Below are 15,404 nucleotides of genomic sequence, written 5' to 3' on the forward strand. Positions count from 1 at the left end.
ACTATTTTTTTAGAACTCCAAATATAAACTAATTATTTTTGCTTTTTCAACAGGAAAACCTTTAATTTTTGACAAATCCTCAATATTATTAAAATTTCCGTTCATACTTCTATAGGTGACAATTTGTTTTGCAAGTGTATATTTAAAGTACGGAAACTGTGATAACTCTTTTAATGTCGCGTCGTTTATGGCTATCTTATTAAAACCTGACGGCATAATTACTTTAAAATGGTTATTAAGCTGGGCAATAACTTCTGGCGAAAGTCCCCAAACTTCTTCAAGCTGTTCCATAGAAACAAAACCGCCTAAAATTTCTTTCTGCTTTAATATTCTTGATGACAAAGCTTCGCCAATACCATATATTGCAATTAAATCTTCTTGACTGGCTTGGTTTATATCTTTAATTATTATGCTTTCTTTTTTGAAAGATGCTTTTTGAACGTACTCTTTTTTCTCTGTTTTAAAATCATTTTTCTTTTGTGTCCAATCCGGGAATTTAAACAAGGGAGACATTACCTTCAATAATGAATCTGAGATTTGTGTTACTTTTTGAAATTCTTCGGCTGAGTTTACATATTTATCTTGTTTTCGGAAAGCCAATAAACGATCTATTTCTTCAACAGACATTCCGAGTTTGTATCCTTTATAATCAGAAATAAAATTTGGGTTGAAAGTATATACTTTTTGTTTGTCCTTATATTTTGTCTCTTTTGCAGCATCTATTTCTTTTTGTAAGGAGAGCCATTTCTTCTCTTCAGGAAAAGTTTTTTCATACTGGTTAAAATCTGCAAAAAAATAAATTAACTGCAGTGTGATGATAATTATAAAAAGTAAAAAAATACCGATTCTTTGCTGGCTTGTAAATTTAAAATATTGATTGAACATCTTGAAATTTGAGATTATTATAAATATATTGCTATTATAAAAAGTATAAAATACGGGATAAATTTTATATTTATTAGGAAAAATACTAAAAATATTATTTCTGAATTTGATATTTCAAACTCAATCGCTATAATAGAGATTAAAATAAACTCAGCTCTTACAGAAGATTGCAAACAGAATAAATCAAAAATTTAAATATTTTATAACTTAAAATATCATAATTGTTTTTATTTTTTACAAAAAACGATACATTTGGAGCTTAATAACAATAAACCAATAAAATAGTATGTCAATTTGGAGAGTTAAACCAATATCTGCCTTTGAGGCCGATATGAAAAAAAGTGATTTAAAAAGAGTTCTTACAAGATGGGGTTTAACTTCATTAGGAATTGGGGCAATCATAGGTGGAGGAATTTTCACTTTAACAGGAATCGCAGCTCATGATTATGCGGGTCCAGCTCTGGCTCTATCCTTTGTTATTGCAGGTATAGGCTGTTTATTTGCTTCTCTTTGTTATGCTGAATTTGCTTCAGTATTACCTGTAGAAGGTTCTGCATATGCTTATGCATACGGAACAATCGGCGAAATTTTTGCCTGGTTCATTGGATGGAACTTGATTCTTGAGTACATGATGGGTGCCACCACCGTCGCCGTCGCCTGGAGCGGATACTTTGTAAAACTTCTCCATTTATTTGGAATTAATATCCCAATCTGGCTCTGCAATGATTTTCATACTGCTACAGAAAAAATCATCGAACATAATAAAGAGTTTCCTCACGATTTAATTGATCTTCCAACATTTGCATTTAACTTACCTGCTTTTTTAATTACATGGGTTGTAACTGCAATTCTTGTAAAAGGAATTAAAGAGGCTGCAAGTACAAATAATATTATTGTAATTGTAAAAATTGCTGTAGTTCTTTTTGTAATTGTTTGTGGTGCTTTCTACATTAATACTGATAACTGGCATCCATTTATTCCTACTGAAGTTCCTGCTCTTGATGCGTTAGGAAATGCAACTGGAAAAATGAATTTCGGATTTGGAGGTGTATTAACGGCTGCAACAATTGTATTCTTTGCTTATATTGGATTTGACGCTGTTTCGACTCAGGCTGGAGAAGCAATTAATCCTAAAAAAGATGTGCCATTTGCTATTATCGCTTCTTTAATTATTTGTACAATTCTATATATTCTGGTTTCATTAGTATTAACTGGAATGGTTCACTACGATCAATTAGACAAAGCTGCTCCGGTTGCATCTGCTTTTAGTGAAAACGGATTAACATGGGCTGTATTTATTATTACAATTGCTGCAACTGCAGGTTTAACATCTGTAATGCTTGTAATGATGCTTGGACAAACTCGTATTTTCTTAGGAATGTCAAGAGATGGTTTATTACCTCCATTTTTCAGCAAACTTCACACAACTTTCAAAACACCTTATAAAAGTACCTATTTAGTTGGAACAATTATTTCGATTGTTGCTGCGCTTACTCCAATTGAAAAAGTAAGTGAAATGTGTAGTATGGGAACATTATTAGCATTTGGTATGGTATGTGTTGCCGTTATGATCTTAAGATATAAAAAACCAGAATTAGAAAGACATTACAAAACTCCAGCGGTTTATTTAGTTGGAACTTTAGGAGTATCTTTCAATTTATTCTTAATGACTCAGGTAAGACACGATACCTGGATCGCATTTTTAAGCTGGGGAACTTTAGGTATTATTGTTTATTTTGCTTACAGTAAAAAACGAGCGAAACTTAACAATCCTCAAAACGAAACCGAAGAAATCTAAAAAAGATTTATCATAAAAAAACCTGTTCAATTGAACAGGTTTTTTTATTTTTTAAATTGTTAACTTTTGATTTATAAGTCGAAAACAGAAGTCCTTTTTGCGCGGATTAAATCTTTAAGACGAATCCAGAAAGCCAATGTTAGGTAAACTCCAAAACCTAACCCTGCTGTTACAAACGAAATGTAAATAAAAAATAACCTTACGCTTGTTACACGCATTCCCAGTTTATCAGCCAGTCTGGATGATACATGAAAACCGTATTTTTCAAAAAAGAATTTAAGTTTTAAAATAGATGACATTTTTAGATTTTAGATTTTAGACTTAAGATTTTAGATTACAAAAATACTGATTTTCCAATTATCTAATTTTTCTAATTGCCCAATTATCTAATTATTTTTAAGCAGCTCCATTCCTATTGCGCATTTTAAACACGCTTTATGGTTGCAATATTCATTTTTAAGTTCTAATAAAGTTTGGGTTTCAAATGCATTTTTTGATTTTATTCCGAAGGAAAAAAACTTATCGATAATCGCATTTTTTTCTGGTGCGACTTCATTCATAAAATCAATTAAATCTTCTGAAGCTGAATCTCCCATTATGTTAGAATAAGCAAACTGAATTGGGATTATGGTATTTATGATTACTAAATCTACAAATGATTTGGATAATGTTTTGGCTTTCTTCGGGCTTTCTTTATCGAATTGATAATGATTCTGCCAATACGAACTTGCAAAAACATTCAGCAATTCATACACGCTTTTAGCTGATTTTAGCGCAATTATTTTCGAAAACAAGTTTTGATGTTTGTGATATAAATTAGCGAGCTGAGAAAGCCGAATTGTTGGAAAATTATCTGGTCGGAGTTTAAAAAACTGAACGGGATCAATAAATGTTTTTTCTAACTGATATTTATGCAGCAGATAAAAATACCTAAACTTTAAATCTTTGAAATAAACATCTTCTTTTTCTCCATCTAATAAATTTAAAGTTCCTAAAAGCAATGATTCCAGATTTTCGACTTCAAAACTTTCTTTTCTGATGATTGAAAAAGGAATTGATTTTGACATTTGAAGAAAAGCCAAACCGTTTGTATTTAAACCAAAGTTCTTCGCTAAAAGGCAAAACAAAACCGCTTCCCAATCCTGATTGGTTTCTTCCAGCAATTCGTAAACAAACTTTGATTTGCGTTCTAATCGTTCAAAAAACAATCTTTCCTGCCAGTTTTTAAAAACAAAAGCATCGATTTCATGTATTTGTTTTTCGCATGAAATCCAGGTTTTAGGAGAAACAAGTGCATTGTAATTATCTAAAACTTCTTTTTCGACATAATCTTTAAGAACCAAAACCGGAATTTCGGTATTGTTTTCCCTAAAAATTGCCGTGTCGTTTTCCCAAACTACATGAAGAATCACATTTTCATAAGCAACATCTTTTTCATGATTGTGCAGATACCAATCTGAGGATTTTACGTGAATCTCTACATTTCCAGCCCATTTTTGACTGCCGATTTTAATATGGGCATTAAAAAAATCAGGCCCCGAAAGTTCTAAATAATCACCAGTTTTAATAATGGTAATAGATTCATTTTGAGCAGTTACAAGATTCAAAGTATCAAACTTTTTGAACCTCCAGAGATAATGAAGAAAGTCTTCTTTCATTTTTAGATTTTATATATTTCAAAAATCTAAAAATAGTAAAAATTAATACTATTCTTACAAATAATAAAACTATTTATCGAAGCATATATAATTTAGCACAAGCCCTTGCGTCTGAAAGTGCTTCGTGGTGATTTAACTGTATTTTCATTTCGCGACAGCAATCACTTAATTTTGTTGGCTTTAAACCTTTTGCTTTATAAATTTTAACGGTACATTCCCATTTTGGGGCAATGTTTAAATCTTCATAATTTAAACCATGAAGCAGCATAGATTTCATTAAAACATTTCGATCAAAACTTTCGTTATGCGCCACCACAACCCTATTTTTTAATCTTTTCTCAATTTCAGGATATACCTGAAAAAAGGGTTTTGCATTAATTGTATCTTTTGGATAAATACCATGAACACGAATCGTAAACGGATTGTATTCGTTATTGGGGGGTTTAATTAAAGTAACGAATTCATCTACTATAATTCCATTTTCAACAGTAACAATTCCCACAGAACATGGATGATGTCCTGTTGCTGTTTCAAAATCTATGGCCGTAAAATTCATTCTTTAATTATTTTTAAAAAGATAAAATCCATAAATCTAACTGTTCAAAAGCTAGATTTATGGATGAAAATTATTTTGATTAAGTTCTATTTTATAGAACCAATAATGTCATATTTAGTAATAATATGATGGTTTCCGTTTCCTAAATCAATTAAAACGGCATCATTTTCTTTTGTAAATAATTTCGAAACTTCTTCGATTGGAGTTCCTAATTTTACAATCGGGAAAGGTTTCCCCATTACTTCTTTAATTGGTTTTTCGGCTACGTTTTTATCAGCAACATAACTTCTAAACAAATCTGTTTCATCAACAGAACCTACAAATCCGTTGATATCAACAACCGGAATCTGCGAAATTTTATATTTACGCATACGCTCAATCGCGTGCGAAACTAATTCTTCTGTACGAACAACGATCAATTCTTTATCGATATGATCTTTAATAACGTCTTCGGCTTTTGTAATGTTTTCTTCTAAGAATCCACGTTCGCGCATCCAGTCGTCATTGAACATTTTACCCACATAACGGCTTCCAGAATCGTGAAATAATACCACAACAACATCATCTGGCTTAAAGTGCTCTTTTAACTGCAATAAACCTTTGATACAAGCTCCGGCAGAGTTTCCAACAAAAATAGCTTCTTCCATCGCAATTTTTCTGGTATAAACAGCAGCATCTTTATCGGTAACTTTTGTAAAACCATCAATTAGAGAAAAATCAACATTTTTTGGTAAAATGTCTTCTCCAATTCCTTCTGTTATATACGAGTAAATTTCGTTTTCGTCAAAAATTCCGGTTTCATGGTATTTTTTAAAAACAGAACCATACGTATCAATTCCCCAAATTTTAATGTTCGGGTTTTTCTCTTTTAAGTATTTTCCAACTCCTGAAATTGTTCCGCCAGTTCCAACCCCCACCACAAAATGCGTGATTTTACCATCTGTCTGTTTCCAGATTTCTGGTCCCGTCTGCTCGTAATGTGCCAATGAATTCGACAAGTTATCGTACTGGTTTACATACCATGAATTTGGTGTTTCTTCTGCCAGACGTTTTGAAACTGAATAATAAGAGCGAGGATCAGTAGGCTCGACATCTGTAGGGCAAACGACTACTTTTGCGCCAACAGCACGCAGAATATCCATTTTTTCTTTAGACTGTTTGTCTGAGATTACACAAATCAATTTGTAACCTTTTATAATCGCAACAAGAGCAAGTCCCATTCCGGTATTTCCAGAAGTTCCTTCAATAATAGTTCCGCCTGGTTTAAGTCGGCCGTCAGCTTCGGCATCTTCAATCATTTTCACAGCCATTCTGTCTTTTACAGAATTTCCAGGATTAAAAGTTTCGACTTTTGCTAGTACTAACGCATCAATTTCAGCAACAATTTTGTTGAGTTTTACCAATGGCGTATTACCAATTGTTTCTAAAATATTATTTGAAAAGTCCATTTTTATTTAAGTTTAATATTTGGTTTTTTAAGTAAAGTTACGCTTCGTTTTTATTGGAAGAAATTCCAGACTAAACCAAATCTGATTACAAAATCACGATATGGATTATTAGGTGTTGAGTAATAATTAGTGCTTGAAAATAAAGCATTTAAATGTTCTCCTTTTACATAAAAACGCGTTTGGCGAATTCTTGCATTTATGAAAACATCAAAAGTGGCATAATTTCCAATTTCTTTTTTATCCTGCACAAAAAACTCTCCAATAACAGGGTTGTAATCATTAGCATAATATTTAGTAAAGTAATTAAATACAACTCCTGCCTGAGCATATAATGCTTTTTTGAAATAATAATTTGAATAATAAAGTGTGTTTCTGGTTACAAAATCAGGAACATTTAAAATCAAATCTGATTGATCTACTTTTTGATATAAAAGTGTATTGTCTAAAGCAAAATTTCCAAATTTAAATTCTCTATTTGCTTTTATCTCTAAATAATTAATTGCATTTTCGTATTGAGCCGGTTTTATGAGTTGAGTTCTAACCGCATCGTCATCAGCATCAGATACATCTTCAAAATACAAATGATCTTTTAAAATGGTATAATTAACTTCGGCATTTAACCAAGGCGTATTAATGCTGGCTCCTAATGAATTGATTTTTTCATTTTTAAAATCATTCGACCAGTTGTACGATACATAACTGCTTTGGTACAAATTATAATTGTTGTTTGGCAGTTTATTGATGTTTCTGTATCTAAAATCAAACTGAATTTTATCGTTTAATTTATAACGCAGTTTTGCATCAAGATCAGAAAGCGATTGATTGGTGATTGATCTTGTGTACAAAAATCTACCGTTCCATTTATTTTTTTGATATTCATACTGTCCGCCTACATTATTAATCTGTAGAAATAAATTATCCTGAATTGTTCTTCCGTCTTTAAAAATAATAATTTTATCATACTGATAATTAGACCTGTAATCATCAACAAAGAAATTAAATTTTCCTAAAAGAGAATTTTCATAAGCAACTCCAACTTTATTATAAAGTCTTTCAAAATGTGTTTGATCGTTTATATTACTTGTTACATACGATTCCCCGAAACGTTTTACCGGTTCATCGATTCCGTCGACTGCAGAAAGTACAGTTGGCTGATTATATTCGAAAAATTTGTTTTCGTAATTTAATTGATGGTTTACATATAAATTATTGTCTCCATGTGTAGGATTTATTCTAAAAGCGTGATCAAAAAATAAACGTCTTCCTTTTAAAAATGATTTAGCATCTGTTAAATAAACCTGCAGACGCTGACGATTTTTAAAATCGGGATCGTCGCTTTCAAAATCTTCCGGAGTTGTAATTCCACCGTTTTCTTCATTCGAATTATCCTGATATGTATAATGTGCATTTAATGCATATCTTCTGTTAGTAGTAGCGTAACTCGTTGTAAATCTAAAGTTTCCGGCACTTACTAATTGATTTATATAATCTCCTTCTGAACGTAAACCTCTGTATGCAATAGAAAAATTAAGGTTTTTAGACACATTCAGTGTGATGAACGAATCAACATTTTGTCCTTTATTAATCGTTGTATTAAAAAACAATTCTGTAAAAGGTGTCGCTGCAGAGTAATATCTCACTTCGTCTGCTTGTATATAATTCGAATGCATGGCGCTAAAACCAATTTCCGGATACGGCGAAAAACTCGTTAAACTATATTGTAATGTATTTAACGGCTGACCAATATTAGAGGATTCTAAAAGTCCAAAAAGGTCTTTTCGCAGGTGATTTTGTTTGTAAGCGCTTTTTATTGTCAGCGACGTGTCGGCATAAATAGTATCGTGTTCCAGCGTAATAATTTGATATTGATCTATCGTTGCAATTTTTGCCTTCTTCTTTTTAACAGTATCTGTTATACTAGAATATTGCGTATTCATATCTAAATTATTTTTAGAAGCTGGTTTAGGTTTTTCCTGAGAAAACAATAATGCTGGTACAATTAATAGATATAGAAAAATGAATATTCTCATTTGATGGCTTTATATGTAATTATTTCGACAAAATTTGTTGAGCAAAGGTAAAAGATAAATATGTATAAATAAAAAAACACTTCAATTTATACAATTACCTTGGCAGACAGTATGAAAACGAATATTTTTGCATAAAATTTTATGATATTTGCCTTTTAAAATTTCAAAAAAATGCTTGCAAAAAATTTCTCGGGATTTGTTTTAGAAACTGGAACTGACGAGGCCGGCCGAGGCTGTCTTGCAGGTCCTGTAACTGCCGCAGCTATAATCCTGCCTGAAGATTTTGAACACGAAATTTTAAATGACAGTAAACAATTGTCTGAAAAAATGAGGTTTTTTTTAAAACCAATTATCGAACAACATGCCGTATGTTTTGCTGTAACGCATTTATTTCCAGATGAAATTGACGAAATCAATATCCTGAATGCTTCAATGAAAGGAATGCAGGAATGTATTTTAAAATTAAAGCATGTTCCTGAATACATTATTGTGGATGGGAATCGTTCTATAAATGCAAAATTGGGTCTGAAAAACAGTTTTGGAAAACAGTTTTCTAAGGACGAAATTGCGTTACTAAAATCAATTCCCAATCAAAGCATTATAAAAGGTGATGCCAAATTCCTGAGTATTGCCGCAGCTTCTATTTTAGCAAAAACGTACCGCGATGAATATATGGATCAAATTCATGAAGAATTCCCCATGTACAACTGGAAACAAAATAAAGGTTATCCAACAAAAGAACATCGTGAAGCCATTAAGAAATATGGCCCAACAAAATATCACAGAATGAGTTTCAGGCTTTTGCCGGATCAATTAGAACTCAATTTCTTTGAAGAATAAAAAAAGAAGCTGTCTTGTCGAGGCAGTTCATACACTACAATTATTTTGTTTGTTTTTAGTGACTTAATTGGCCACTTTTTTGATATCCGATTTATCATTCCATAGGAATGTTTCGTCGGTAGAAAAATTAAAGATCAGTCATATTTGCGTTCCGTAGGAACGTTTGACAGGTCAGATTATTAAAAAACAATGTCAAAATCAAACGTTCCTACAGAACGTAATTCATTATAACAATATAATTTTTCTAACGATGAAATGTTCCTACAGAACAAGAAAACATGTAAGATAAAAAAAAGGCTTATCTAAATTGATAAGCCTTTTTGGTTTTAAAAATCTGCCCCAACACATTCTTAACTAAAACTGAAATTTATATCCAAAATCTGGCGAAAAACCAATTTGATCTTTTTGATTTATGCTGTTTGTTAATCTATTGTATTCTCTTGTAAACACGTTTGTATTATTGGTTACGTTTTGAAGATCGATGTAAAACTGGTGAAATCTCTTTTTGGTTTTGCTGTTTAATTTAATTCCGAATTTTACATCTAATCGTAAATACGCATCATATTGCTTACTGAAAGCATTTGCATCATCTCTAATTTCATAACCTGCATTGTTTGACGCTGCTAAATCAACTGGCGTATAATAGCGTCCGCCTGCAGTTGTAAATTTAGTATCTATAGAAAATACATTCCTTTTTGTCTTGCCAACTTTAAACTCTTTTCCGCCTAAAAGATTGATTACGTAACCATTATTAAAAGGAGAATTTCGCTCAATATTATCGCTTCCTTTATATTTACTTTCAAAAAGAGAAGTCGTAAACAAGGCATAATAACCTTCGCTAAAGAATTTTTCAACAGTAAATTCAATTCCTTGATTTAATCCTGTTCCTTTATTTACCAAAGAAGTTTTATCGATCGAATAACCAAAATCTGCGCCTTCTGTTAAAGAAGAATAACTGCTAGGAAACGATTCAACTGCAGCTTTGCTAATATCCTGATAATACAATTCGACTTTTCCGCGCCATTTATTAGCCAAACGAACATCGTAACCTAAAACATAATGCTGACTTTGCACTAAATCCAGATTTTTATTGGTTTGAACCTGAACTCCGTTTACAAATTCATTCAAAAATAAAATAGGAACCGGAACACTTTGATGGTGAATTCCGAAACCAAAACTTACTGTATTTTTTGGATTTATTGCGTATGATAAAGCCGTTCTGGGTTCAAAAACAAATTGTTCGTTTATTGAAAAATACTGCCCGTGAATTCCTGCGTTAAAGGTTAATTTTTCCGTCAAGCGGAATTGCCCCTGCGCAAACGGCTGCACGACATTATAATTTCCGTTGTTATTGATTAACGGAACAAAATCCGGGAAACCGTCTCCGTCTGAATCCTGCTGTCTGTCTCTTGAAGACATTTTTGCATCGAGCGTATAATTTTCATACAATAATCCTGCTCTAAAAGTTATTTTTTTATTGACTTTAGAATTGAATAAAGTCCAAAACGTGAATCTGTTTTCATCGTTTTTAATATCCGAAAACGGAAGCCTGTTTTCTGTTGGCGTACCATAATTGTAATAACGGAAATTTTTATACGAGTTATTGGCATTCGAATAACCTACAATGGTTTTTAGATATGATTTTGAGCCAATCTCTAAATTGTGTTTTAATCCAAAAGAAGCAAATCCGGAAGTTACATAACTGTCTTCGTCCTGTGCTGCAAAAGGATCTTCTTTGTCGATTTTATTACCAAGAAAATCAATATCAGAAACGCCATAAATTCCGAAAACAGAAAAATTCCCCAATTTACTTTTTCCAAAATCAACATTAAAACTAATATCGCTGTAATTGGGCTGTGCATCAGTTCCGGCCAATCCGGTAATGCCCACAAAACCATATCTTGCCGCGGCAACAAACGATCCGCCTTTTTTACCCAGCGGCCCTTCTGCCATAAACTCTAATCCCGGATAAGCTCCGGCACTAATCATATATTCGTATTCGTCGGGATTTCCTTTTCTAAAACCTAAATCAAAAACACCCGCAATTGCGTTTCCATACTCTGCCGGAAAAGCCGAAGTAAGGAAATCAGAATTTGCTAAAAGATTTGGATTTAATGCCGAAACCGGACCGCCCGTTGTTCCTAAAGTTGAAAAGTGATTTGGACTCGGAACCGGCATTCCTTCAATTCTCCATAACATTCCCGATGGAGAATTTCCTCTCACAACAATATCATTTCGGCTGTCGTCTCCGGTAGAAACTCCGGCGAAATTAGAAACCAAACGCGCCACATCGCTTCGTCCGCCCGCAAATCTGGTTACTTCTTCTGTAGTAAATTGTTTTGTCGAAACCAATGCCATTTTGTTTAACGGCTTTGCTTTATTCGTTCCAGATGTTACGACGATTTCATCAAGCGTATTAAACTTTTCAATTAATGAAACAGTCAACAGGTTATCTTTTCCGGTGGTTACATCAAGATCTGAAACTGAAGTATCTTCATATCCCGTAAAATTTATATTGATGCTCTGCCTCCCAAGCGGAATATTGATTAATCTAAAACTTCCATCAGCATCTGATTCTGTTTGAATGCTTTCATCTCCGGCTAAAGAAATAATGGCTCCGACGATAGGTTTTTCAGATTGCTTGTCTATTATTTTTCCTCTCACAACGCCCGTTTGAGCGTAGGAAATCAAGCCCAAAAGGCTTAAGACAATTGATAGTATATTCTTCATTTTATTTTTGCTTTATTGGTTATAAAAGCAAAAATAGAATGCTGAGATTTCTTAAAAATTGACTTCGGTTAAGATTTACTGCTTAAAGTAATTCGGGTTCTGATTCGGCTTAAACTTTCCGGCTGAATTCCTAAATAACTGGCAATATGTTTTAAGGAAACTCTTTCGACAACTTTTGGACAGTATTTTAAAAAACGTAAATAACGTTCTTCCGGAGATAACAATGACATGGCCATATTTCTTCCCGTTAAACCTTTAATCGTGCGTTCCATCATAATTCTAAGGAAAGAATTAAAAACAGGATATTGTAAAACCAGTTTTTCAAAATCTTCTTTGTAGGCCAAATAAACTACAGAATCTTCGAGAGCTTCAATGTTTAATAAAGAAGGTTTGCCGTATAAAAAACTTTCAAAATCTGAATACCAATCGTTTTCAAAAAAGAAATTTCCGGTTGATTCTACACCGTCAACCAAATAATAATAGCGAATACTGCCTTCAGCAATAAAAATTCCGAAATTACAAATATCTCCTTCTACCAAAAGATGTTCGTTCTTTTTGACGTTTTTAAAGCGAAGTATGCTTTCAAAAGCCAAGCTTTCTTCTTCATTAAATTCTATCATTCGGGATAAATCTGTAATAACACATTCCATGATTATCAAGGTTTTAGAAATGAAATAGTTTTTAGTTGTTAAAATAAATAACTTAAACTATCGAAAAAAATTGCGCTAAAAACTTTAATAAACAGAAACATAACATACTACATCGTTATTTAACTTCCCGTATATTATTTTCTGCTTTTTAAGAATTCAGCAAATTGTTTAGTATCAAAATAAAATGGTCGAATGGCTGTAATTTTTCCGTTTTTTAAATCAAAATGTTCTGAAATAGGCATTGAAAGATATTTACCAGATTTTTTTGATTTACATTTTATGGTAAAATAAATAATAACTTCATTTTTAGTTGCATCGCTAAAATAAGTAGGTTCTTTTTCGATTTCTAAATCAAAAAACTCAGCAGATTTTGCATACATTTTAGTCCATTCGTTAAACCCAATATAAGTTCCGCCGTAAGGCAAACCTTCTGCTTGACTATAAACTGCACCATCTTCAATTATGGCTGCCATTTTTACAAAATCTCTTGTTTTAAAAAGACATTCGTAATATTGCGCTACAACTTTAAAATTATCAGCTTCAAGATTTTGTAAAACTTCAGCATCAGACAAAGTAACTTCTGTATTCCAAAAACCAATAATTTTACTTACCTGACCTTTTCCATTTAATCTGGCAAAATCGCGGCCTCCCATTATAGGTTCTTTTTTCTTTGCGTCAATAATTTTCCACTCCCAGGTTACATAATTGTCTTTTACAACTTTTGCACCTGATGTCAATACAGCATCAGGAAACTTTTTATAAAACTCATTTATTACATTATTTAAAGCTGCCTGACCTTTTATAGAAGCCGAAGGATCTTCAAAAGTACTGTCGTCCAGCCAGATTGATTTGATTAATTTTAATCTTGCATCACTATTTTTCTCCTGCCAAACTTTTTCATAAACCGCAATTGGATTTAATTTATCTTTCTTTTGAGCAAAAAGGCCATTCAGCATAAAAAGGAAACATACAAAGTAGATTTTTCTCATAAGTTGTTAGATTAGATTTAGTTAAAAGCTTATATTTTAAGTAGAAAACCAAATTTACCATAAAAACATTAGAAAACCACGATATTGCTGCAATTTACCATCAATTCAAAATCCTGAGCGTTTACTGACCATTTTTAGATTTTTTGCAATAATTCTTTTGAAAAATAAATTTCTATTGAAAAACAGAAACTTCATCAACATGTTTAAAAGCATTTTTAAGTTCCTTTTCCCATTCTAAAACGCTTTCTGCCGAAGCTCTGTCTGCCTTATCAAAATAAAAATGGTGTTTGATTTCAAATCCGCAATATTTGAAAACTCCAATGTCTGAAGTTAATTCCAAAGCTTTGTCCATTCCCATTGCTTCATACTCAGCATTCGATTTTCCATGAGAATTTACAATAATGGCTTTTTTTCCTGTCAACAGACCTTTTTGAACGCCCTGATCGTATCGATACGCAAATCCGTAACTAAAAACACGGTCAATATAACCTTTCATAATAGCCGGCATTCCAGTCCACCAAATTGGGTAAACAAAAATAATTTGATCTGCCCACGAAATAAAATCCTGTTCTGTTTGGATATCTTCAGCAACTTGTCCCATTCTTTGTCTCTGCATATCCTGCAAAGAAAGAACCGGATTAAAATTGATTTCGTTTAAATCGCGAACCACAATTTCCTGTCCTGATTTTTTTAAAGATGCTACAATTGTGTTTTTGAAGAAATGGTTTAAACTTGCTTCGTTTGGATGTGCGTAAATAATTAAATTTTTCATGTTTTCTAGTTTTAAAGATTGAACATGACAAATGTATAACGCAGGTTTGGGGAGTAATTGTAAGAAAACGAAATCGGCTTTACTGAGGTTTTGAACTGCAGATATCGCTTTGAAATTTGAGAAATTTTGTGGGCGAAATATTCATATAATATTTAAAGTCATGAATAAGCTGACTTTGATCGTAATATCCGCATTCGTCAACAATGGTTAACCAATCTATTTTTAACTCGTTTAGAATATTTTTCTGAATTTGATCAACGGCTTTTAAAAACCGTTCATAACGGTTGGCTTCTTTAACGGAATAACCAAAAACCTTTTTTTGATTGAGCTGAATGTTTCTTTCGGTTTGATTGATCTGCGAAGCAATCGCTTTTATGGGATTTAAATTCTCGTCCTGAAAATCATTTAAAAGAGTCGTAATTGTATTTTGTTCCCGCAAATAAGGTTTGCAGAAATCTAAAATATAATCGACACGTTCTTTTGGATCAGGAATGTTTTGAAGTTCTTCCCATAAAACCGTAAAACAGTTTTCATTAATTAAATCATCGGGATGAATAGGCATCGAATCAAAAAGTGCGTTGCCAAAGAATCTGTAAAAAGCATCTTCTTTAAAATTGGCAACCAAAATTTGTGAGCCAGGTTCTAAAGTATAATCAAAAGCTTGTTTGATTGGTCCCAAAACAATACATTTTTCTACTTCTAAAAAAGTATTTTGCTGCGATTTTAAAGAGGATTTTGTTCCAAAGTTAAAAGCCAGAATACTTTGAAAACTTGGTAATAAGGTTTTGGTTATGGGAAATTCTGTTTTATTTTCGGCAAAGTAGAAATGCGAAAAAACAGTTTCAAATGCTGAAGGAACGGCAATTCTGTAATTGTTATTTTCTTCAGCATTTTTCATACTTTATCTTCTAAAGTTTTTTAATCCGTTTCTGTATCTAAAAAAATTAAACACATAGAAACATAGCTTTTTTATGTGTAAAAAAGGGAATCAAGAGAAACTCATTTCTCACACATAGTATTTATGTGTATTTAGAGTAAGTGAAACGCC

Annotated in this window: 13 protein-coding genes; 2 read left to right on the forward strand and 11 right to left on the reverse strand. The window is 32.3% G+C overall.

Annotated elements, in window-relative coordinates; all coding sequences use genetic code 11:
- Positions 1-9: 9 nt before the first annotated feature.
- Positions 10-885: a ComEA family DNA-binding protein gene (locus APR43_RS13615; protein WP_053472309.1), complete on the reverse strand. Its 876-nt coding sequence runs from the start codon at positions 883-885 to the stop codon at positions 10-12.
- 286 nt (positions 886-1,171) lie between these two features.
- On the opposite strand from APR43_RS13615, the gene APR43_RS13620 reads away from it, so the two are divergent.
- On the forward strand, positions 1,172-2,683 hold the full coding sequence (locus tag APR43_RS13620) for an amino acid permease (RefSeq protein WP_053472310.1): 1,512 nt from the start codon (positions 1,172-1,174) through the stop codon (positions 2,681-2,683).
- A gap of 71 nt (positions 2,684-2,754) precedes the next feature.
- Here APR43_RS13620 and APR43_RS13625 read toward each other — a convergent pair whose 3' ends face one another.
- From APR43_RS13625 to APR43_RS13645, 5 genes are all read right to left on the reverse strand, one after another.
- Positions 2,755-2,982: a PspC family transcriptional regulator gene (locus tag APR43_RS13625; protein WP_053472311.1), complete on the reverse strand. Its 228-nt coding sequence runs from the start codon at positions 2,980-2,982 to the stop codon at positions 2,755-2,757.
- Between the two features lie 87 nt (positions 2,983-3,069).
- Positions 3,070-4,341, reverse strand: coding sequence for a DUF2851 family protein (locus APR43_RS13630; protein WP_053472312.1), 1,272 nt, complete (start codon positions 4,339-4,341; stop codon positions 3,070-3,072).
- A gap of 73 nt (positions 4,342-4,414) precedes the next feature.
- Complete coding sequence (locus APR43_RS13635; protein WP_053472313.1) at positions 4,415-4,897, reverse strand: 3'-5' exonuclease; 483 nt, start codon at positions 4,895-4,897, stop codon at positions 4,415-4,417.
- Positions 4,898-4,983: 86 nt separating this feature from the next.
- On the reverse strand, positions 4,984-6,345 hold the full coding sequence (locus APR43_RS13640) for a pyridoxal-phosphate dependent enzyme (protein WP_053472314.1): 1,362 nt from the start codon (positions 6,343-6,345) through the stop codon (positions 4,984-4,986).
- A gap of 50 nt (positions 6,346-6,395) precedes the next feature.
- Positions 6,396-8,375 (reverse strand): putative porin, encoded by a 1,980-nt coding sequence (locus APR43_RS13645; protein WP_053472315.1) that lies wholly within the window; start codon positions 8,373-8,375, stop codon positions 6,396-6,398.
- 171 nt (positions 8,376-8,546) lie between these two features.
- Here APR43_RS13645 and APR43_RS13650 point away from each other — a divergent pair, with 171 nt between their 5' ends.
- A complete protein-coding gene (locus APR43_RS13650; RefSeq protein WP_053472316.1) occupies positions 8,547-9,215 on the forward strand; it encodes a ribonuclease HII in 669 nt (222 codons plus the stop codon).
- A 354-nt stretch (positions 9,216-9,569) separates the two neighbouring features.
- On the opposite strand, the gene APR43_RS13655 is transcribed toward APR43_RS13650, so the two are convergent.
- From APR43_RS13655 to APR43_RS13675, 5 genes are all read right to left on the reverse strand, one after another.
- Positions 9,570-11,945 (reverse strand): carboxypeptidase-like regulatory domain-containing protein, encoded by a 2,376-nt coding sequence (locus tag APR43_RS13655; protein ID WP_053472317.1) that lies wholly within the window; start codon positions 11,943-11,945, stop codon positions 9,570-9,572.
- A gap of 68 nt (positions 11,946-12,013) precedes the next feature.
- The gene (locus APR43_RS13660; protein ID WP_053472318.1) at positions 12,014-12,595 is read right to left on the reverse strand and encodes a Crp/Fnr family transcriptional regulator; all 582 of its coding nucleotides are present in this window, start codon (positions 12,593-12,595) and stop codon (positions 12,014-12,016) included.
- 134 nt (positions 12,596-12,729) lie between these two features.
- Positions 12,730-13,584, reverse strand: coding sequence for a nuclear transport factor 2 family protein (locus APR43_RS13665; RefSeq protein ID WP_108422298.1), 855 nt, complete (start codon positions 13,582-13,584; stop codon positions 12,730-12,732).
- 172 nt (positions 13,585-13,756) lie between these two features.
- Positions 13,757-14,356 (reverse strand): NAD(P)H-dependent oxidoreductase, encoded by a 600-nt coding sequence (locus tag APR43_RS13670; protein WP_053472320.1) that lies wholly within the window; start codon positions 14,354-14,356, stop codon positions 13,757-13,759.
- A 79-nt stretch (positions 14,357-14,435) separates the two neighbouring features.
- Positions 14,436-15,254: an AraC family transcriptional regulator gene (locus tag APR43_RS13675; RefSeq protein WP_053472321.1), complete on the reverse strand. Its 819-nt coding sequence runs from the start codon at positions 15,252-15,254 to the stop codon at positions 14,436-14,438.
- Positions 15,255-15,404 lie beyond the last annotated feature (150 nt).

The organism is Flavobacterium sp. NLM, assembly GCF_002210235.1.
In the GTDB taxonomy this organism is placed as follows: Bacteria; Bacteroidota; Bacteroidia; order Flavobacteriales; family Flavobacteriaceae; genus Flavobacterium; species Flavobacterium panici.